The organism is Halomarina pelagica (genome assembly GCF_024228315.1).
Taxonomy (GTDB): domain Archaea; phylum Halobacteriota; class Halobacteria; order Halobacteriales; family Haloarculaceae; genus Halomarina; species Halomarina pelagica.
Genome location: NZ_CP100454.1, coordinates 3,391,984 through 3,410,835 on the forward strand (window position 1 = coordinate 3,391,984; position 18,852 = coordinate 3,410,835).

General features: G+C 72.1%; 20 protein-coding genes. 10 read left to right on the forward strand and 10 right to left on the reverse strand.

Features of this window, described 5'->3' with window-relative positions; translation table 11 throughout:
• Positions 1–131: 131 nt before the first annotated feature.
• On the reverse strand, positions 132–773 hold the full coding sequence (gene udk, locus NKI68_RS17780; protein ID WP_254544462.1) for a uridine kinase: 642 nt from the start codon (positions 771–773) through the stop codon (positions 132–134).
• A gap of 172 nt (positions 774–945) precedes the next feature.
• Between udk and NKI68_RS17785 the strand changes: the two genes are divergently transcribed.
• The 7 genes from NKI68_RS17785 to NKI68_RS17815 all read left to right on the forward strand — a co-directional run bounded on the left by NKI68_RS17785 (position 946) and on the right by NKI68_RS17815 (position 9,585).
• The gene (locus tag NKI68_RS17785) at positions 946–1,680 is read left to right on the forward strand and encodes a sugar phosphate isomerase/epimerase family protein (protein ID WP_254544463.1); all 735 of its coding nucleotides are present in this window, start codon (positions 946–948) and stop codon (positions 1,678–1,680) included.
• 86 nt (positions 1,681–1,766) lie between these two features.
• On the forward strand, positions 1,767–3,986 hold the full coding sequence (locus NKI68_RS17790) for a S9 family peptidase (RefSeq protein WP_254544464.1): 2,220 nt from the start codon (positions 1,767–1,769) through the stop codon (positions 3,984–3,986).
• A gap of 101 nt (positions 3,987–4,087) precedes the next feature.
• The gene (gene aroA, locus NKI68_RS17795) at positions 4,088–5,431 is read left to right on the forward strand and encodes a 3-phosphoshikimate 1-carboxyvinyltransferase (RefSeq protein ID WP_254544465.1); all 1,344 of its coding nucleotides are present in this window, start codon (positions 4,088–4,090) and stop codon (positions 5,429–5,431) included.
• 107 nt (positions 5,432–5,538) lie between these two features.
• Positions 5,539–6,807: an alkaline phosphatase family protein gene (locus tag NKI68_RS17800; protein ID WP_254544466.1), complete on the forward strand. Its 1,269-nt coding sequence runs from the start codon at positions 5,539–5,541 to the stop codon at positions 6,805–6,807.
• A 39-nt stretch (positions 6,808–6,846) separates the two neighbouring features.
• Complete coding sequence (locus NKI68_RS17805; protein ID WP_254544467.1) at positions 6,847–8,112, forward strand: iron-containing alcohol dehydrogenase family protein; 1,266 nt, start codon at positions 6,847–6,849, stop codon at positions 8,110–8,112.
• 40 nt (positions 8,113–8,152) lie between these two features.
• Positions 8,153–9,085 carry a methenyltetrahydromethanopterin cyclohydrolase gene (mch, locus tag NKI68_RS17810; RefSeq protein WP_254544468.1) on the forward strand — a complete coding sequence of 311 codons (933 nt, stop codon included), beginning with the start codon at positions 8,153–8,155 and terminating at the stop codon, positions 9,083–9,085.
• Positions 9,082–9,585 carry a double winged helix-containing putative transcriptional regulator gene (locus NKI68_RS17815; protein WP_254544469.1) on the forward strand — a complete coding sequence of 168 codons (504 nt, stop codon included), beginning with the start codon at positions 9,082–9,084 and terminating at the stop codon, positions 9,583–9,585. Before mch ends, NKI68_RS17815 begins: the two co-directional genes overlap by 4 nt.
• Positions 9,586–9,652: 67 nt before the next feature.
• On the opposite strand, the gene NKI68_RS17820 is transcribed toward NKI68_RS17815, so the two are convergent.
• The 3 genes from NKI68_RS17820 to NKI68_RS17830 form a co-directional block, all read right to left on the reverse strand.
• The gene (locus NKI68_RS17820; protein WP_254544470.1) at positions 9,653–9,892 is read right to left on the reverse strand and encodes a hypothetical protein; all 240 of its coding nucleotides are present in this window, start codon (positions 9,890–9,892) and stop codon (positions 9,653–9,655) included.
• Between the two features lie 117 nt (positions 9,893–10,009).
• The gene (locus NKI68_RS17825; RefSeq protein ID WP_254544471.1) at positions 10,010–11,623 is read right to left on the reverse strand and encodes a GTPBP1 family GTP-binding protein; all 1,614 of its coding nucleotides are present in this window, start codon (positions 11,621–11,623) and stop codon (positions 10,010–10,012) included.
• A 118-nt stretch (positions 11,624–11,741) separates the two neighbouring features.
• Entirely contained in the window at positions 11,742–12,419 is a 678-nt protein-coding gene (locus NKI68_RS17830) for a phosphoglycolate phosphatase (RefSeq protein ID WP_254544472.1), read from the reverse strand.
• Between the two features lie 53 nt (positions 12,420–12,472).
• On the opposite strand from NKI68_RS17830, the gene NKI68_RS17835 reads away from it, so the two are divergent.
• Positions 12,473–13,327, forward strand: coding sequence for an MBL fold metallo-hydrolase (locus NKI68_RS17835; RefSeq protein ID WP_254544473.1), 855 nt, complete (start codon positions 12,473–12,475; stop codon positions 13,325–13,327).
• Here the strand turns inward: NKI68_RS17835 and NKI68_RS17840 are convergent.
• Complete coding sequence (locus NKI68_RS17840; protein WP_254544474.1) at positions 13,317–13,859, reverse strand: J domain-containing protein; 543 nt, start codon at positions 13,857–13,859, stop codon at positions 13,317–13,319. The genes NKI68_RS17835 and NKI68_RS17840 overlap by 11 nt on opposite strands.
• Before the next feature lie 335 nt (positions 13,860–14,194).
• Here NKI68_RS17840 and NKI68_RS17845 point away from each other — a divergent pair, with 335 nt between their 5' ends.
• Positions 14,195–14,404, forward strand: coding sequence for a hypothetical protein (locus NKI68_RS17845; RefSeq protein ID WP_254544475.1), 210 nt, complete (start codon positions 14,195–14,197; stop codon positions 14,402–14,404).
• Between the two features lie 369 nt (positions 14,405–14,773).
• Here NKI68_RS17845 and pyrF read toward each other — a convergent pair whose 3' ends face one another.
• The 4 genes from pyrF to NKI68_RS17860 form a co-directional block, all read right to left on the reverse strand.
• Positions 14,774–15,577 carry an orotidine-5'-phosphate decarboxylase gene (pyrF, locus tag NKI68_RS17850; RefSeq protein WP_254544476.1) on the reverse strand — a complete coding sequence of 268 codons (804 nt, stop codon included), beginning with the start codon at positions 15,575–15,577 and terminating at the stop codon, positions 14,774–14,776.
• Positions 15,574–15,705, reverse strand: a complete 132-nt coding sequence (locus NKI68_RS23625) for a hypothetical protein (RefSeq protein WP_256562651.1) — start codon at positions 15,703–15,705, stop codon at positions 15,574–15,576. The genes pyrF and NKI68_RS23625 overlap by 4 nt, the downstream gene beginning before the upstream one ends.
• Positions 15,706–15,754: 49 nt before the next feature.
• Positions 15,755–17,056 carry an oxidoreductase gene (locus tag NKI68_RS17855; RefSeq protein WP_254544477.1) on the reverse strand — a complete coding sequence of 434 codons (1,302 nt, stop codon included), beginning with the start codon at positions 17,054–17,056 and terminating at the stop codon, positions 15,755–15,757.
• A gap of 86 nt (positions 17,057–17,142) precedes the next feature.
• The gene (locus tag NKI68_RS17860; protein ID WP_254544478.1) at positions 17,143–17,517 is read right to left on the reverse strand and encodes a DUF7993 family protein; all 375 of its coding nucleotides are present in this window, start codon (positions 17,515–17,517) and stop codon (positions 17,143–17,145) included.
• Positions 17,518–17,657: 140 nt separating this feature from the next.
• On the opposite strand from NKI68_RS17860, the gene NKI68_RS17865 reads away from it, so the two are divergent.
• Positions 17,658–18,305: a DUF1028 domain-containing protein gene (locus NKI68_RS17865; protein ID WP_254546449.1), complete on the forward strand. Its 648-nt coding sequence runs from the start codon at positions 17,658–17,660 to the stop codon at positions 18,303–18,305.
• A gap of 93 nt (positions 18,306–18,398) precedes the next feature.
• Here the strand turns inward: NKI68_RS17865 and NKI68_RS17870 are convergent, their stop codons facing one another.
• The gene (locus tag NKI68_RS17870; protein ID WP_254544479.1) at positions 18,399–18,839 is read right to left on the reverse strand and encodes a DUF2240 family protein; all 441 of its coding nucleotides are present in this window, start codon (positions 18,837–18,839) and stop codon (positions 18,399–18,401) included.
• Positions 18,840–18,852 lie beyond the last annotated feature (13 nt).

Here is an 18,852-nt window from a genome sequence, read left to right on the forward strand (position 1 = left end):
CTCGGGTTTTACTACTATCTGGCGAAACTGTCACTCGCTCTGAATCACTCGGCAGTACACACGGTACTCTTCTCGGTTTCCAATGGTCCTACAGAGTTGATAGGGTGAGGAATGGTGGACGTGACCGACGCCTACGCCTCGAGTGTCGGCTCGTCCGACGCCCGTAACTCGGCGTGGATCTTCTCGATGAGCAGGTCGACCGCAGAGCGGTTCAGCCCCTCCGGGATGATGACGTCGGCGTGTCGCTTCGTCGGCTCGACGAACTGCTCGTGCATGGGCTTCACCGTACTGAGGTACTGATCCATCACGCCCTCCAGATCGCGACCGCGCTCGATCACGTCGCGCTGGATGCGCCGGAGGATGCGCACGTCCGCGTCCGTCTGGACGTAGACGGGGAGGTCGACGAGGTCGCGCACGCGCTCCTCGTAGAGCGCGAGGATCCCCTCGACGACGACGATCTCGCTCGGCTCGACGGTGACGGTCTCCTCGCGGCGGTTGTGGACCGAGAAGTCGTACTGCGGCATCTCGACGGCCCGCCCGCACAGGAGGGCGTCGAGGTGGTCCGCGAGCAGGTCCCACTCGAACGCCGAAGGATGGTCGTAGTTCACCGACCGCCGCTCCTCGAACGGCAGGTGCGAGAGGTCGCGGTAGTAGTTGTCGAGCGGGAGCCGCGTGACCGGCTCCCCGACCGCCGCCTTGACCTCCCGCGCCACAGCGGTCTTGCCCGCGCCCGTCCCCCCGGCGATCGCGATCACGAACGAGGGTCGCGTCATCTACCCCTACCTCCGAACGGTGACGCTTGAATCTACGGAAATCCGACGGCCGACGATGCGACGAAGTGACGGGACGACGATGCGACGGGGCGTCGGGCGTCGGGCGACGCGACGACACGGTGATGCGACGGGGTCGACGGTTTTTATACGCCGGCGCGCACCGACCACGGACATGGCGAGGACTGCCATCCAGCTCTACACGCTCCGCGACGCCGACGCCCCCCTCGCGGACCTCCTCCGCGAGATCGCCGACGCCGGGTACGACGGCGTCGAGTTCGCCGAGCCGGTCCCCGACGACGAGCGGGACGCGGTGCGCGAGGCCCTCGATCGAACCGGGCTCGACGTCGTCGGTTCGCACGTCGGGATCGACCTCGTCGAGTCCGATCCCGGATCGCTCGCCGATACGCTCGGGACGTTCGGCTGCGATCGGGTCGTCGTCCCCTGGCTCGACCCCGAGCACTTCGCCACCCAGCCCGCGACCTACCGGGCGGCGGTCCGGCTCTCCGAGGCGTCGGCCGCGCTCGCCGAGCACGGGCTGGACCTCCTCTATCACAACCACACCCAGGAGTTCGCCGACGTGGGCGCGACGAGCGCCTACGGGCTGCTCGTCCCCGCGACGGTCGGCGTCGGCTACGAACTCGACCTCGGGTGGGCGGCGGCCGGCGGTTACGACCCGGCGGCGATCCTCCGGCGCTTCGGCCCCCACGTTCCCCTGGTGCACGCCGCCGACGTGGACGGGGCGGGCGCGAGCGCGGAACTCGGCGCGGGCGTGGTGGATCTCCCGGCGTGCGTCGAGGCGGCCCTCGACGCGGGCTGCGAGTGGTTCGTCTACGAGCACGACGAGCCGGACGACCCCCTCGAATCGATGCGCCACGGGAGCGAGGAACTCGACCGACTGCTCGCGTAGGCGGGCTGACGCCGTCCCCGAGCGCCACGATAGCGCCCGGCACGCGATCGACAGTCGTATGACGACAGTCGGCGCACGGCGAACCGATGACCCCGCTCGACCCGACGGCCCTCCTCGACCTGTCCTCGATCACCGAACTCGCCGTGTCGCCGGACGGTGACCGGGTCGCGTTCGTGGCGAGGGAGTGCGATCCGGACGCGGACGAGCGCGTCCACTCGCTGTTCGTCGCGCCGACGGACGGGAGCGACGAGCCGTACCGCCTCACCCGCGTCGACGATGCGAGCGACCCGCGCTGGTCGCCCGACGGGACGAAACTGGCCTTCCTCGCCGCGCGCGAGCGCGACGCGTCTCTCCGCGTGGGGATGTCCGGGGACGATGCGGACGGCGAGAGCGGCGAGAGTAGCGAGGGGGACGAGACTGGTGAGGAAGGCGGGGAGGGCGAAGCCGAGGACGAGACGAGTGACGCGGGGGACGACGACCCGAGGACCCAGGTGTGGGTGTTCGACTTCGCGCGCGGCGGCGACGCCCGCCAGGTGACCGAGCGCGAGGAGGGCGTCGACGAGTTCGACTGGTCGCCCGACGGCGGGCGGCTGGTGGTCGCGGCACGCGATCCGACCGACGAGGAGCGCGAGTACCTGGATCGGCTCGACGACGGCGGGCCGGTCGAGGTGGAGCGCCTCCAGCACAAGTACGACGGCGCGGGGTGGCTCGACGCCGTGCGGACGTACCTCTTCGTCGTCGACCTCGAGACGCGCGAGGAGACGCGCCTCGACGCGACGGGGTTCGAACCGGGCCTCGGCGAGGAGCAGGCGGGCCGCCAGCCGCGCTGGGGGCCGACCGACCGCATCGCCTTCCTCGGCTACGAGGGCGAGCGTCCCGACGACACCGCGGAGCGCGACGTCTACCTGATCGACCCCGACGGGGAGAACCGCGAGCGACTCACTGAGGGCGGTATCGCGAACGACAGCGAGAGTGATCAGGGAGCGACCGCAGGGAGCGACCGTGGTCACGCGAGCGATGGTGAGGGTGATCAGAGAGCGACCGAAGGGAGCGACCGTGGTATCGCGGCGGGGGCGCTCCGGTGGAGCCCCGACGGCTCGCGCCTCTCCTTCACGGCCCGCGACCCCGAGAACTGGTACCGCCCCGTTCGACTGTGCGTCGCCGACCCCGAGACGGGCGAGTCGCGGGCGCTGACCGACGACCTCGACCGGACCATCGGCTGGGGGGAACCGGCGTGGCTCGACGACGATTCGCTCGTCGTCCCCCTCGCGGACGGCGGGTGGACGCGGCTCGCGCGGGCGCGCGTCGACGGAACCGCGGGGCGCGTCTTCGAGCGGCAGTCGCGCGACGAGTCGATTCTCGACCTCGACGCCGCGGGTGGCACCGTAGCGCTCGTCCTCTCGCGGCCCGGTGCCGGGACGGACGTCCACGCGATGCCGACGGACGCGCTCGACGCGACGACCGACGACCCGGATCCGCTGACGCGCGTCACGGCGCTCGACGCCGCGTTCGTCGAGGAGCACGGGCTCCGGGTCGAGCGGGTCGAGTTCGAGAGCGACGACCGGACGGTCGAGGGGATCGCCGTCCTCCCCAAGGGGTTCGATCCCGACGATCCCGACCCGCGCCCGCTCCTGCTCGACGTCCACGGGGGGCCGATGAGCTACGACCAGCCGGGGTGGGACTTCGACGCCGCCCTCTGGACGAGCCGCGGCTACGTCGTCTTCCGGGTGAACTACCGCGGGAGCACCTCCTACGGCCGGGCGTTCGCGGAGGCGCTCAGGGGTCGCTGGAACACGGTCGAGGTCGACGACCTGCTCGCGGGTACCGACTGGATGGTCGAGGAGGGGTGGGCCGACCCCGACCGGCTGTTCGTCACGGGCTTCTCGCAGGGCGGCGTCAACACCGCCTACCTCCTCACCCGGACGGACCGCTTCGCCGCGGCGGCCGCCGAGCACGGGATCTACGACCTCTCCTCCTCGTTCGGGACGGACGACTGCCAGAACTGGCTGGAGGCGGACTTCGGCCTCCCGTGGGAGGAGCCGGAGGCCTACCGGGCGGCCTCCTCGCTCCCGGACGTGGCCGAGATCGAGACGCCGCTTCTCGTCACGGCGGGCGAGAACGACTGGCGGTGCCCGCCGACGCAGGCCGAACAGCTCTACGTGAGCGTCAGGAAGCGCGGCGTCCCGGCGAAGCTCGTCGTCTACCCCGACGAGCACCACGCCATCACCCGGCCGAAGCGCGCCGTCCACCGGCTGGAGACGCTGCTCGACTGGTTCGAGTCGCACGACTCCGCCCGGGCGGAGTGAGCGGGACGGGCGGACTCGCCCTCGCGGAGCGGGACGGTCCCAGCGTCGGGAATACCTGCCCCCGTCGGAACCCTCATACGCCGTCACTGCGAGGCCGGCGCATGGACGTACGCATCTCCCGCTCTCGCGTCTCGGGTCGGGCGCGCGCACCGCCGTCGAAGAGCTACACCCACCGCGCGATACTCGCCGCCGGGTACGCCGACGGCGCGCGGATCGACCACCCGCTCGTGAGCGCCGACACGCGGGCGACGATGCGCGCCGTCGAGGCGTACGGCGGTCGCGTCGCGCCCGACACAGCGGGATCGGGTTCGAGTCGGACGGGTTCCGGCGAGAGAGCGGTCCCCGACGACGCGTCCGCGCTCGCGGTCGAGGGGTTCGACGGCCGCCCCGACACCCCGGACGACGTGATCGACTGCGCGAACAGCGGGACGACGATGCGCCTCGTCACCGCCACGGGCGCGCTCGGGGAGGGGCTGACCGTCCTCACGGGCGACGACTCGCTCCGCTCGCGCCCGCAGGGACCGCTCCTCGACGCGATCGAGCAACTCGGCGGGCGCGGGGAGAGCACCCGACGGAACGGGCAGGCCCCGCTGATCGTCGGCGAGGCGGTCGAGGGCGGGCGCGTCTCCATTCCCGGCGACGTCTCCTCGCAGTACGTCACCGCGCTGCTGATGGCCGGGGCCGTCACCGGCGAGGGGATCGACGTGGAACTGGAGACGGAACTCAAGTCCGCGCCGTACGTCGAGATTACACTCGAGGTGCTCTCCGCGTTCGGCGTCGAGGCGGCGCGCACCGACGCCGGCTTCTCGGTCGAAGGCGGGCAGTCCTACCGCGCGGACGCCTACGCCGTCCCCGGCGACTTCTCCTCGACCTCCTACCTGCTCGCGGCGGGTGCGCTCGCCGCCGAGGACGGCGCGCGGGTGGTCGTCGAGGGGGCGCACCCGAGCGCGCAGGGTGACGCGGCCATCGTGGACGTACTTGAGCGGATGGGCGCGTCGATCGAGTGGGACCGCGACGCCGGCGAGATCGCCGTCGAGCGGTCCGACCTGCGCGGCGTCGAGGTCGATGTCGGCGACACGCCGGACCTCTTGCCGACGATCGCGGCGCTCGGCGCGGCCGCCGCCGGCGAGACGCGCATCGTCAACTGCGAGCACGTCCGCTACAAGGAGACCGACCGCGTGGCCGCGATGGCGACCGAACTGGGGAAACTCGGCGCGGCGGTCACGGAGGAGCGGGACGAACTCGTCGTCCGCGGGGGCGACTCCGACCTGCGGGGCGCGCGCGTCGCGGGCTACCACGACCACCGCATCGTCATGGCGCTCTCCGTTGCGGGACTCGTCGCCGACGGCGAGACGACCGTGGAGGGCGCAGAGCACGTCGACGTCTCCTTCCCCGGCTTCTTCGACGCCCTCCGCGGTCTCGGCGCGGCGGTCGAGTCCGCGTGAGGCGCGTGACGGCGTAGTGGCGTAACGGCGAGACGCGGCGCGACCCGTGCCACCGACCCGCACGCGACCCCGCCACGCTTTGCCCGTGGGGCGCGAGCGTCGGGGTGATGCTTCGACGGGACGTCGCCGCCGACCTCCGCGCCGCGCACGAAGACGACGGGTGGCTCCTCCCCGCCTACGGGGACCACTGCTTCGCCAACGTCCCCGACACCGTCCTGTCGGTCCTCGCCCGCGACGCGCGCCGGCCGCTTCCCGACGACGTCTTCGCGGGCGTCGAGACGGACGCGAGCCGCGTCGTCGTCCTGCTCGTCGACGGCTTCGGGTACCGCCAGTGGCTGCGCGAGCACGAGCGCCACGACCTCCTCGCGCGGGTGACCGAGCGGGGGACGGTGACGCCGCTGACCTCGATCTTCCCCTCCGAGACGGCCGCGGCCATGACGACGATGCACACCGGCCGCCAGCCGGTCGAGCACGGCCTGCTCGGCTGGTTCGGCTACGTCGAGGAACTCGACGCGGTGCTCCGGACGCTCCCCTTCACGACGCTAGACGGGACGCCCGCGACCGAGGCGCACCCGGACGCCGCCGCCTCGCTCCTGTTCGAGGGCCCGACGGTCTACGAGCGGGCCGGGGCGGCGGGGATCGACTCCCGGGTCGTCCAGCCCGCCGACCTCGTCGGGTCGGCCTACTCGGGGCGGGCGACCCGCGGCGCGACGAACGTCCCCTACGACGGGTTCGACGAGATGGCCCGGCGGATCCGGGAGGCGCTCGAGGCGGCCGACGGTCCGACGTACGTCCTCGCCTACGTCCCCGACGTGGATGCGGCCGCCCACGAGGCGGGGACCCGATCGGACGCCTACCGGGCGACGCTCTCCGACCTCTCGACGGCGGTCGAGCGCGAACTCGACCGGCTCTCCCCCGAGGCGGCGGCCGAGACGCTCCTCCTCGTGACCGCGGACCACGGCCACGTCGACACCGACCCCGAGCGGAACGTCGACCTCGGGGCGTTCGACCTCGCACCACACCTCCAGCGACGCCCCGACGGGACGCCCCTGCAGGCCGTCGGCGGGCCGCGAAACGTGCAACTGCACGTCCGCGAGGGGGGCGCGGACGGCCACGCGGGCGCGATCCGGGAGGAGCTGTCGAGCCTCGACGCGCGGGTGTTCGACCGCGAGGCGTTCCGGGAGCGCGACCTGTTCGGCGACCGCGCCCCCTCGGCGCGCTTCGCGCGGCGCGAGCCCGACCTCCTCGCGCTCCACCGCGACCTGAGCGTCTGGTACCCCGGGCGAAGTCTGCGGTTCGTCGGCGAGCACGGCGGCCTGCACCCCGACGAGATGCTCGTCCCGTTCGGGGCCGTCCGCCTGTCCGCTCTCCGGTAGAGGCGAAGGCTTTTCGCCCGCCGGGGGAATGGACGGTGCATGACAGCAGATATCACGCCGTTCGTCTTCGACTACGAACCGGGAGCGATCCACTTCGGTCGGGGGTGCGTCGCCGACCTCGACGACGCGCTCGGCCGCCTCGGCGCGGACCGCGCGCTCGTCGTCGCGGGGCGGACCGTCGGCACCACGGAGTCGGTCGTCGGTCCCGTCCGCGACGGCCTCGGCGACCGCCTCGCGGGCGTGTTCGCCGAGACGACCCCCGAGAAGCGGATCGAGACGGCGGTCGAGGGCGTCGAGGCGATGCGCGAGCGCGACGCGGACGCGCTCGTCGCGCTCGGGGGCGGGAGTAGCCTCGACGTGGCGACCGCGATCCGCGCGCTCGCCGGCCGGGACCTGACGCTCGGGGCGGCGCTCGACGAGATCGAGGAGGTCGGCTACCTCCGCGTCCCGGAACGCGACGCCATGCCGCCGTGTGCCGTCGTCCCGACGACGCTCGCGGGGGCCGACCTCTCGCCGGTCGCGGGGATGAGCGTCCCGTCGGGTGGCGAGGCGTCGGGCGAAGCGGGCGAAGCGAGCAAAGCGGACGGGGCAGACGAGGCGGGAGGGAAAGCGCGCGCCGGCACCGGCATCTCCGGACGTGCGCTCATGCCGGATGCGCTGTTCTACGATCCTGATCTGTTCGAGACGACCCCGCGCGGGGTGCTCGCGGGATCCGCGATGAACGGCTTCGACAAGGGGATCGAGGCGATCTACTCCCGGAACGCGACGCCGATCACCGACGGCACCGCGATTCGTGGCCTCTCGCTGCTCGCCGACGCGCTCCCCCGACTCGACGAGGCGGCGGACGATCCGGCGGTGATGGAGGCCGCGGTCGCCGGCGTCGTCTGCTGTCAGTACGGCGTCTCCGTGCCGGGGGCGTCGAAGCTCTCGATCGTTCACGCCTACGGCCACGGCCTTCGCCGCCGGGCGGGCGTCCAGCAGGGCGTCGCCCACGCGGTGATGGTTCCGCACGTCCTGCGCGACCTCTTCGAGGCGGTCGACGGCCGGCGCGACCTGCTCGCGGCGGCGTTCGACGCGGACGACGGGACGGGCGCGGAGCGCGCCGAGGGGATCGTCGCCGCGGTCGAGCGCGTGCGCGACGGCCTCGACCTCCCGAATCGACTGCGCGACCTCGACGGGGTCGAGCGCGAGGACCTGCCCGCGATCGCCCGGCTGACCCACGACGATCCGCTGCTGCCGAACGGGCCGCCGGGCTACGATCCGTCGGTCGACGACGTGACGGCGACGCTCGAGGCGGCCTGGTGACGTTGACAAACCCTTTAGCCGAAACCGCGCAATCCCCCGCATGGAGAGTCTCAACCGCATGGCGCTCGACCTCGTCGACGAGGCGCTCGACTTCGCCGAGGAACTGGCCATCGAGGCCCACGAACTCGACAACGGCGCGACGGTCATCGACTTCGGCGTCGAGGCCCTCGGCGGCGTCGAGGCGGGGCTGTTGCTCGCGGAGATCCAGAGCGCGGGCCTCGCCAGCGTCGCCAGTTCGATCGGCGAGGTCGCGGGCGCGCCCCGCCCCGTCGTGGACCTCACCACCGACCACCCCGCGCTCGCGCTGCTCTGCTCGCAGAAGGCGGGCTGGGAGGTCTCGGTGGACGGGTTCGAGGGGCTCGGCAGCGGGCCCGCCCGCGCGCTCGTCGCCGAGGAGGAGGAGTTCCGCCGACTGGGGTACGCCGACGCCTTCGAGTTCGCCGTCCTCGCGATCGAGTCGGACGAACTGCCCGGCGAGGCCGTGGCCGAGCACGTCGCCGACCTCGCCGGCGTCGCGCCGAACGCCGTCTTCCTGCCGACCTACCCGACCGCGAGCATCGTCGGGAGCGTGACGACCGCCGCCCGCGCCGCCGAACTCGCCGTCTGGCGCGCGTTCGAACTCGGCTACGACCCGCTCGACGTGCTCACCGCGAGCGCGAGCGCGCCCGTCGCGCCCGTCGCCGCGAGCGAGGAGGCGGCGATGGCCCGGACGAACGACGCGCTCGCCTACGGGAGCCGCGTCCACCTCACCGTCGAGTCGGACTTCGACCGGTTCGACGAGCTACCCTCCACGGCCCGCGAGGAGTACGGCGCGCCCTTCGCGGAGGTGTTCGAGGCGGTCGACTGGGACTTCTACGACCTGTCGGAGGGCGTCTTCGCGCCCGCGCGGGTCGCGGTGGACGTGGTCGGCGGCCCCGCCTACGCGCTCGGCGAGACGGACGAGGACCTCCTCGCGGCGAGCTTCGGGCTGTGAGGTTCAAGGTCGTCCCCGAGCCGCGTCCCCTCCCCTTCGCTCGCGAGGCGGCGCGGGCGCTCCCGCTCGTCCCCGGTGCCGAGGACGACTGCTGTGCCCGCCTGATGGCGGACGTCGGGCTCCCGTCGCGCGACGTCGCGAGGGAGTGGCTCACGTTCCTGCGTGCGCTCGGCCTCGTCGCCGAGAGCGACGGCGGGTACTACCGGACGCGCGCCGACCCGACCGACGCCGACCTCGCGCGGGCGTTCCGCGAGCGCGTCCACGCCGCGGACGACGTGCTGGCGGCGCTGGAGGCGGCCGAGGGGCCGATCTCGCCCGAGGCGGCCTACGAGCGCGTTCGCGACGACGTGCCGCAGTGGGAGCGCAGCCGACGCACCGACTGGGAGCGCGTCTGGCGCGAGCGCGTCCGCCGGATCCTCGAGTGGGCCGTCGCGTTCGACCTCGCGGAGCGCGTCGAGGGCGAGAGAGAGGTGGAGAGACTGTACCGTAGCCGAGGCTGACGATCGGATCCGGACGCTCGAGTGCGATTCGCTCGCGCGGAGCGGGGGACCGAGCACGAGGTGAGTGTCAGACCGGTCGCTTTCGTCGCCTCGAGGTGCCGACGGAGAGCGTGCCGACGACCATCAGCGCGACGCCCATCACGGCCAGCACCGCCTGGAGCGCGATCGACGTCATGGGGACGAACACGAGGAGCGTCACCAGCGCGGCACCGCCGACGATGAGCAGGCTCCCCCCGCGGAACTTCTGCTGTTCGGTCAGGGAGTCGTCGATCTCCCGTACCCGATGGCCGACGTCCGAGAGTTGCATGTCACTTCGTTGGGCCGGGAGGGACATAATCGCAACGCCGGTCGAAGGGGCGAGAAGTCCCGGCGCGTGGCGGTGACCCTCGGTCGGGGATTCTCCACGACTGTAGGCCGCGAAACGTCACTCCTCCTCGACGATGCGCCTGATCGTCCCGACGCCCTTGCTCTGCCCCTCGCGGAAGACGAAGCGCTGGCCCTCCTCGACGAGGTACGGTCGGAACTTGAACCGGACGCACGCCGTGCCGGTGTCGCCGGGGAGGAGCTGGCCGCCCTCCGGCGAGAAGACGGCTGCCTCGCTCACCGTCTCGACGTGGACGACCGGCTCGTAGCCGTCGCCGATGCGCGTCGGGTGGTTGAGCACCATCACCTCGGCCTCGAACTCGCGGACGGCCCGCGGGTCGCTGTCCCGGGGGAGGAGCACCATCCCGCGCTCGATGTCGGCCTCGCGGACGCCCTTGAGCGCGATGCCGACGATGCGCCCGGCCTTCGCCTCGTCGACGCGGTGGTAGTGCATCTCGATGGAGCGCACCTCGACGGGGACGAACGCGCCGTCCGCCATCGGGCCGAGCAGGAGTTCGTCGCCCGCCTCTACCTCCCCCGAGCGGACCGTGCCCGAGGCGACCGCCCCGACGCCCGTCACCGAGTAGGTGCGGTCGACGTACATCGAGAACTCGCCCGCGCCGTCGGCGGTCTTCGGGAGGCGCTCGAACAGTTCGTCGAGGATCTCGAGGCCCCGCATCGTCACGGCGCTGGTCGTGACGACGGGGACGACCTGCTCGGAGACCTCCTCGATCGCCGCGTCGATCCCGTGGCGCTCGACGCGCAACGGGGTCTTGCCGACGTTCCTGAGGAGGCGCTCGACCTCGCGTTCCACCTCGGCGACGCGCTCCGGATCGACCACGTCGGCCTTCGTGATGGCGACGATCGTGGGGAGTTCCGTGGCCAGGAGGATGCCGAGGTGCTCGCGCGTCGTCCTGGTCGGACCGTCGTCCGCCGCGACGACGAGCAGCCCGTAGTCGAGTTTCTGGCCCACCAGCCCGCGGATCGTGGTGCGGAGCCACGGCTCGTGGCCCACCGTGTCGACGAACGAGACGACGCGGTCGGCCTCCTCGACGACGCGCGCGCGGTCGGTCTTGCGGTGGGGGTTCGGCGTGCGGACGGGGCCGTCCCCGTCGAAGCCGTAGACGCCGTAGGAGAGGTCGGCGGAGAGGCCGCGCTCGACCTCGTGGGGTTGCACGTCCATGAACCCGCGCGTGCCGCCCTCGCCGTCGTCCGGCTGGCCGGTGACGAGCGACCCGACGAGCGTGCTCTTTCCGTGGTCGACGTGCCCCGCGGTGCCGACGACGATGTGCTGGTCGTCCACGTCGAGCATCGCCCCCTCACGGATCGTGGCGACGCCGACGAGTCCGCGCTCGCCGTTCTCGCCGACGCCCCACGTCTGGACGTCCTCGATGTGTGCGCCGGCCTCCTCGGCGAGCAGCGAGAGCACGTCCATCGATTCGGAGAAGGTGTCGTGGGCGATTCCCGCGAGCCCCCCGTCGTCGGTGACGCCGACGACGTAGGTCGCCTCGCCGTCGCCCGAGAGGACGCGGTGGCGAAGTTGCGCGGCCAGGCTTTCGAGACGACCGTCCGCGAGGTGGAGTTCGCGCGTGAGTCGTTCCTTGAACTCGACGCTCCCACCCTCCTGCTCGCCGCGTTCGAGCGCCCGCTCCAACGCGGCCCGGTCAGGGCTCATTGGGGGTGGTTAGCAACTCCCCGGGTAAAAGCGTTCGCGCTCGTGTGCGGGCGTATCCCACGGAACGGCTCGATAGCGCTCGGGAGCCCCGGTCGTCACCGTCCGCCGACGAACGCGCCTACCACTCGCCGCGGATCCGATCGATCGCCTCGAGGAACCCGTCCGCGAACGCCCCGTCGGTCACGCCGTCGGCGGCCGCCCTCGCCGCCTCGTCCGCGTTCGCGACGGCGTAGGAGGTACCCGCGAGTTCGAACATCCCGGCGTCGTTCTCCGAGTCGCCGACGGCGGCGAAGTCCGCGGGGTCGTACCCGAGGCGGCGGGCGACAGAGCGCAACCCGCGGCTCTTGTCCACGTCGGGCGCGGTGACGTGGTAGGCGTAGCCCGTGTCGAAGACGTGCATCCCCTCGCTCGTGGCGATGTCGCGCAGCGGCTGGAGGGGCTGGTCCACGTTGACCGCCACCTCCGTCTCCCGCCATCGGTTGACGAAGTCGACGCCCCCCCAGCCCAGTTCGTGACCCGCCGCCTCGTACCGCTCGACCACCGCCTGCGCGGCCTCGCGGTCGCCGTGGAACTCCAGTTCGTCGTCGTCCGCGAGGTAGACCGCGCCGCCGTTCTCCGCGATGACGCGGATCGGGATCCCGAGGAACTCACAGAGGCCGACCGGGTAGGGGAGGGCCTTGCCCGTGGCGACGACGACCGGCGCGGGCCACTCGCGCAGCGGTTCGACGACGCGCGGATCGAGCGCCCGGTCGTCGTCGGTCAGCGTCCCGTCGATGTCGACGGCCAGCGGTTGCATACCGGGAGGGCGGCCGCCGGCGGTATCAAGTCACCGGGGGACGACCGCGTCACATGGAACCGACCCCCGTACCGGGCGACGAGAGCGTCCACACCGTCGACGCGATGGTGCTCGGGATCCCCGGCGGCACGTCGCTGTACGTCGTCGACGCCGAACCCCCGGCCGTGATCGACACCGGGAGCGCAGAGAGCCCGCCGCGCGTGCTCTCTGCGCTCGACGCGCTCGGCGTCGACCCGGCGGACGTGGCGCACGTCGTCCCGACGCACGTCCACCTCGACCACGCGGGCGGGGCGGGCGCGCTCGCCGAGGCCTGCCCGAACGCCACCGTCCACGTCCACGAGCGCGGCCTCCCCTATCTCACCGACCGGGACCGCCTGACCCGGCTGTGTGAGAGCGTCGAGCGCGCGGTCGGGCGGCCCGCCCCGTTCGGCGACCCGCAACTCGTCCCCGCGTCCCGGACGAACGCCCTCTCCGACGGCGATCGGATCGACCTCGGCGACCGCGCGCTCGACGTGTACGACGCGCCGGGCCACGCCCCCCACCACGTCGCGCTGTTCGACCCCGAGCGCGGGACGCTGTTCGCCGCCGACGCGGCGGGGATGTGCCTCTGGGGCTCGCTCCTCCCGACCACGCCGCCGCCGAACTTCGACCTCGACGCGAACCTGGACACCGTCGAGCGACTGGCCGCGCTCGGCCCCGAGCGGATCCTGTACGGCCACTTCGGGCCCGGCGAGGACGCGGCGGCCGAACTCGCGGCGTACGCCGACCTCCTGCCCGAATGGGTGGAGACGGTCGAGGCGCTCGCCCGGGAGCGCGAGGGCGTCGACGAAATCGTGTCGGCGCTGGATCGCCGGTGGATGAGCCCGACCGTCGAGCGAGACGTGGCGGGCGTCCTCGCTACTCGGTGAGCCGCTCGTACGCCGCGGTCACCCGCTTGAACTCCTCCTCGCTCCCCTCCGGGGTGTCGGGGTGCGCCGTCTTCACCCGCTTCCGGTAGGCGCGCCTGATCGCCCGCTGGTCCGCCCCGGGGGACAGCCCGAGGATCTCGTAGGCCTCGCGCGCGGTCGGCCCGGCGTTCCGCCGGAGGGGGTTCGTCCGCCCTCGCGTTCGATCCGAACCGTTCGTCCGCGCTCGCGCCCGCCGCCGCTCCCCGCCCGGCCCACCGACGTCGCCGCGCCGCTCCCACTGCTCGCGGGGGTCCCACGGCTGTCCGTCGCCCGCGTCCCGGCGCTCCTCGACGCGCGCCCGCCGCTCGACGCCCGCGTAGATCCGCTCCACGAGCCGACCGGACGACTGGTACCACATGAAGTAGGCGACGACGCCGAACGGGACCGCGAGCAGCAGGACCAGCGGCTCCAGGGCGAGACCGACGATCACGAGAAAGAGCGTCAGCCCCGCGAAGACGAGCGTGAGCGCCGAAATCAGCCGCGGACGGTTCACACTCTCCGTTACGGTGCGGACACCGTAAGCCTCTCGCCCGCTACGGAGGGCGAACGGTGAACGGCGACGCGGCACAGGGTTTAGACGGGATAGATCGTAGCGAGCGTAGACGGCGTAGACAGCGTAGACGGGATACCGGTGGTCCCAGATCGGTCCCGGTGGAGATCGCCCGATAGCGACCGCCCAGTCGTTCTAAGCGACGTAAGAGGTACGAGAGAGATACGACAGCCCTCCCAACATAACCGTCATAGATCTCTGAGACAACGGTTGCCGAGCCGTCTCCGGGGGCGTCGGCAGCCCGGTCGCTTTTGCGCGTCGGCGTGCTAACCTGACCCATGAGCGTCTCCGGACTGTGTGAACTCTGCCAGACGAACGAGGTGGTTGACGGCTGCGACCGCTGCGGGAGGCTCGTCTGCGAGCGCCACTACGACCGATCGACCGGGCTCTGCACCGACTGCCTGCGCGAGGTCGGGGACGCGCCGGGCGGGGAGGGCCAGCCGGATCGGGGTCAGGGACCCGACGGCGTGGACACCTACGAGTTCTGAACCACCACCTTTTGCTGCGCTCGGCGCGCTTCGCGCGCCTCGCTGGCAAAAGCTGGAGCAAAACCCTCGTCGCTCCCGCCGGAGTGCTCACGTCGTTCGCACTCCGCTAGTCGCTCCTCGGTCCGCTCGCTCGTTTCACTCGCTCGCGGGTACTGCGCTGGTGCCGTCGGTGGTACTCCGGCCTTCCGTCCCGTACCTTTACATCGGAGAACGGGACCAGAGCCCCCCGTGACCTGAGAATCGTCGCGGGGCGCGCTGCGGTTGTGCGACGCCACGCCCCGCGAGCAGCGCGCGGCGTCGCCTGTTCGCCAGGGCGTTTACCGCGCCCGTCGCGCGTCGAGCCGGAGGCTTGCGGCCGGTCAGTGCCCGCTACCGATACCGGTTCAACCGCTCCTTGAGCCGCTTCGCCGCCTGTCCCGCCGCGCGGTCGAAGGACTCGCCCTCGCCGGCGAAGATGATGCCGCGAGAGGAGTTGACGAGGCCGACGCCGTCTGCCAGCCCGAACTCGACGGCCGCCTCCGCGTCGCCGCCCTGCGCGCCGACGCCGGGGACGAGGAAGGGGAGGTCGGGGACGAGTTCGCGGACGCGCTCCAGTTCCTCGGGAGCGGTCGCGCCGACGACGAGGCCGACGTTGCCGCGCTCGTTCCACTCGCCCGCGCGCTGGGCGACGTACTCGAACAGCCGCTTTCCGGGGGCGACTTCGAGGTTCTGGAAGTCCGCCCCGCCGGGGTTCGAGGTGCGACAGAGGACGAACACGCCCCGATCCGCCCGCGAGAGGAACGGTTCGAGCGAGTCGCGGCCCATGTAGGGGTTGACCGTGATGGCGTCGGCGTGGTCGAGCAGCCCCGCGTACTGGCGGGCGGTGTTGCCGATGTCCGCCCGCTTCGCGTCGAGCAGGACGGGCACGCCCTTCCCCTCGGCGTAGGCGATCGTCTCGCGGAGCGCGCGCCAGCCGTCCGCGTCTTCGTAGAAGGCGGCGTTGGGCTTGTAGCAGGCGGCGTACTCGTGGGTCGCGTCGATGATGCGCCGGTTGAACGCCCAGCGCGGCAGGTCGCGCTCGCGAAGGTGCTCGGGGAGGCGCTTCGGGTCGGGGTCGAGGCCGACCGACACGACGCTGTCGACCGAGTCGATACGCGCGCGCAGGCGGTCGAAGAAGCCGTCACTCGCGGTCATTGCCCGTCAATCCCGGAGCGACCGCTACAAGCTTTCGATGCTCGCCCGCCCGCGAATTCGGGATCCGACAGCGCGCCGTCCGCGTAGGCCTCGGCGATGGTACCACGGCCCGCGATGGCGATGTCCATGCGCCTCCGAGGACAGACGGAGACGATTGAACCGTGACGATGGGAGGGGCTATCGGTCCCGCTCGTACGCCCCGCGCCGCTCGTACTCGCCGCGCCGCCGCACGACCGACGGCGTGCGACACATCCCCGGCGCGCCCGTCGCCTGCGGGACGACGCAGTTGTTGCAGTTCTCGCAGGCGACCGCCGCGCTCGCGTCGGCCAGCAGCCGCGCCGGGAGGCGCGGTTCGGCGTAGAACGGGCGGGCGAGGCCGACCGCGTCGCACGCCGTCCCGAGGAGGCGATCGATCCCCTCGCGAGTGCGGATGCCTCCCTCGCAGAGGACGGGAACGTCCACTCGCTCGCGAACCGCGCGGCACAGGTCCGCATTCCAGCGCGGCTCGAAGCCGTTCGCCGCGGCACTGACGCGCGTCAGCGCCCGAACGAGCGCCGCTCGCCGCCGACCGCCGAACGCGGCCTCGTAGCCGGGTTGAAACTGGGACGCCTCCCAGGTGCGCCTGGGGTACTCCCCCCGGACGAGGCTCATGTCCCAGAACGTCGATCCCTCGACGGGGACGAGCGCGTCGTATCCGTAGTCGGCGAGTCGGACGGCGATCTCGACGGCGTCGGTGGGGGAGAGTCCCCGCCGAACGAACGGCGGCCGGCGCGACTCCGTCGGCACCTTCGTCATCAGCGGGACGTCTCCCGCCCGCTCGCGGACCTCGTCGTGGACGAGTTCGAGGAAGCGCGCACCGTCGGCGAACTCGTCGCTCCGCCGGTTGTAGTACGGAGAGAGGAACTGCTGGACGAGCCCCGCGTTCGCCCCCGCGAGGTGGACGCCGTCGTATCCGACGTCGGTCGCCCGACGCGCCGCCCGCCCGAAGTCGGCGGCGAGGTCGTACACGTCCCCGGTCGAGAGCACGTGCGGGTCGTACTCCAGCGCGCCGACGCAGTCGAGCGCCCGCAGGACCCCCGGAGGACGCGAGACGGCGAGTTGTCGGAGTTCGGGATGCGCGGCGCGGTACCCGCGGTGCCACGTCTCGAGACACCGGAGTCCGCCGTGATCGAGCTGTATCGCGATACGCCCGCCATGGTCGTGGACGGCGTCAGTGACCGCCCGAAGGCGATCCGCCTTCTCGGCGGTGTCGATCCGCGTCATGTTCGGCGCGACGCAGCCGCCCTCCCCGCGAACGATCGTCGCGCCCTGGAAGATCAGCCCCGCGCCGGAGGCGGCCGCCGGTTCGAGTTCGTCCGCCAGGCGCTCGCCGGCGTCGGGTCCGTCGCCGACGCACTCGAGGAGCGGCGCGCGGTAGAGGCGATTGGGCACGCGCAGTCCGCCGATCTCGAGCGGCGCGTCGAGCGGGACCGTGGTCATCGATCTTCGGTGAGACGAGCGCGCACAAAAGCTTGCAGGGGAAACGTCGGCCGGCGTCTACGGACGTCCACGGACGTCCGCAGACCTCAGGCGGCGTCGAGACAGTCGACGACGACCGGGAGGACTCGCTTCACTTGCGCGCCGTCCTCCACGAAGACGATGGCGCGGGGCGGACGGCTCGCCTTCGGACGGACGCGGAGCCCCCGCTCCGCCGCCGCCCGGGGGAGTGCGTCGAGACCGATGCGGAACTCGACGCGCGTGCGGTCCTGGTGGACGTAGACCTCCGCGACGCGCTCGCCCTCCCGCTCGACGGCGTAGGCGAACTCCCCGAACTGATCGCCGTCCGCGTCGCGAACGTCGACCAGTTCGAGGCCGGCGAGCGGTCCGTCGGTCCGGGCGACGAGTTCGCTCGCGAGCAGTTCGGCGATCCGGCGACCGTCGGTCACCCGTTCGTCGGTCATGATCGAGCTACCCCCTCTACCCGTATCCCTCCGACGATTCGGGGGAGACGAGCGAACGGTTCGGCGGCTCCGGGTCCGAAGGCGGTCGCTTCTCGAAGCGATTTGGTCGCCCCGCCGCGACTCGGCACGTAACGTTCAGCATCTGCGTCCGCGAGACCCGACCGGCCGACGACGGTGAGTACGTCCGATTCGGCGTCGCTGTGGCGACGAACACCCCCGGAATCGGCGTGTTCTGTCCGTTCGTCTCGGAGAACGGGTCGGTGGCGACGCAGCACTACACCGTCGGCGAGGTCGGCCCGCGCCTGCTCGGGTATCTCGACGACGGCCTCCGTGCCGACGACGCGGTCGCCGCTACCCTCGCCGCGGTCTCACGGCCCCACCTCCGACAGGTCCACGCGCTCTGCCGCGAGGCGAGAGGCGTCCACCACGGCGACGCGCCACCCGTCTACGGCGACCGCGTCGGGGAGCGCTACTCGGTGGCCGGCAACACGCTCGCCGGCGAGGGGGTGCTCGATGCGATCGCGGCGGCGTTCGAACGCGGCGATCCGGACCGTGAACTCGCCGTTCGGCTGATCGAGGCGCTCGCCGCCGGCGAGGAGGCGGGCGGCGACCGACGGGACGACGACGTTCGGAGCGCCGCCGTCCGCGTCGTCGATCCCGGCGCGCCGCTCGCGAACGAGTGGTACAACGACCTCCGAGTCGACGCGTCGCGGACGCCGATCGCCGATCTCACGGAGCAGTACGGGTTGGCGAAGGACTACCACGCGGAAGCGGCGGCCGAGTGGTGAAGCGGTGAAGACGTGCCCGAATCGCTGTCGTCACCCCGCTCACATCCACGTCTCTCCACCTCACGTCTCTCCACCTCACGTTCACGTCTCCGCTCACAGCTCCGCCCGCGCGCGGGCGGCGTGATCGCTCACGTCCACGCCCCTGCGGTGGGCGTAGAGGACGGCGGCGGCCTCGATCGTGAGGCCGAGGTCCGACTGGAGGGCGTTGATGCCCGCGACGGCCTCCTGCTTCGCCTCGCCCGAATCGACGAGCGCGTCGAGGAGCCGCTGAAACGTGCTCCGGCGCTGGATGATGGACTCGTCCGGGCGGAAATCGTCGGGGATCGATTCGTCGTCCGCGTCGAACGCGACGACGAGGTCGCCGTCCTCGCGGATGAGGAGCCCCTCGCTGACGGCCACGTCGAGGAGCCGCTTGGCCTGATCGGGCGAGAACCAGTCGCGGTCGAGCGAGAGGGCGACGACGAACTCGCTCTCGGCGATGCGCTCGCGCCCTCTCGCGCGAAACGGTGCGGCGACGGCCTGCCGGAGACTCATTGATGGGGGAGGC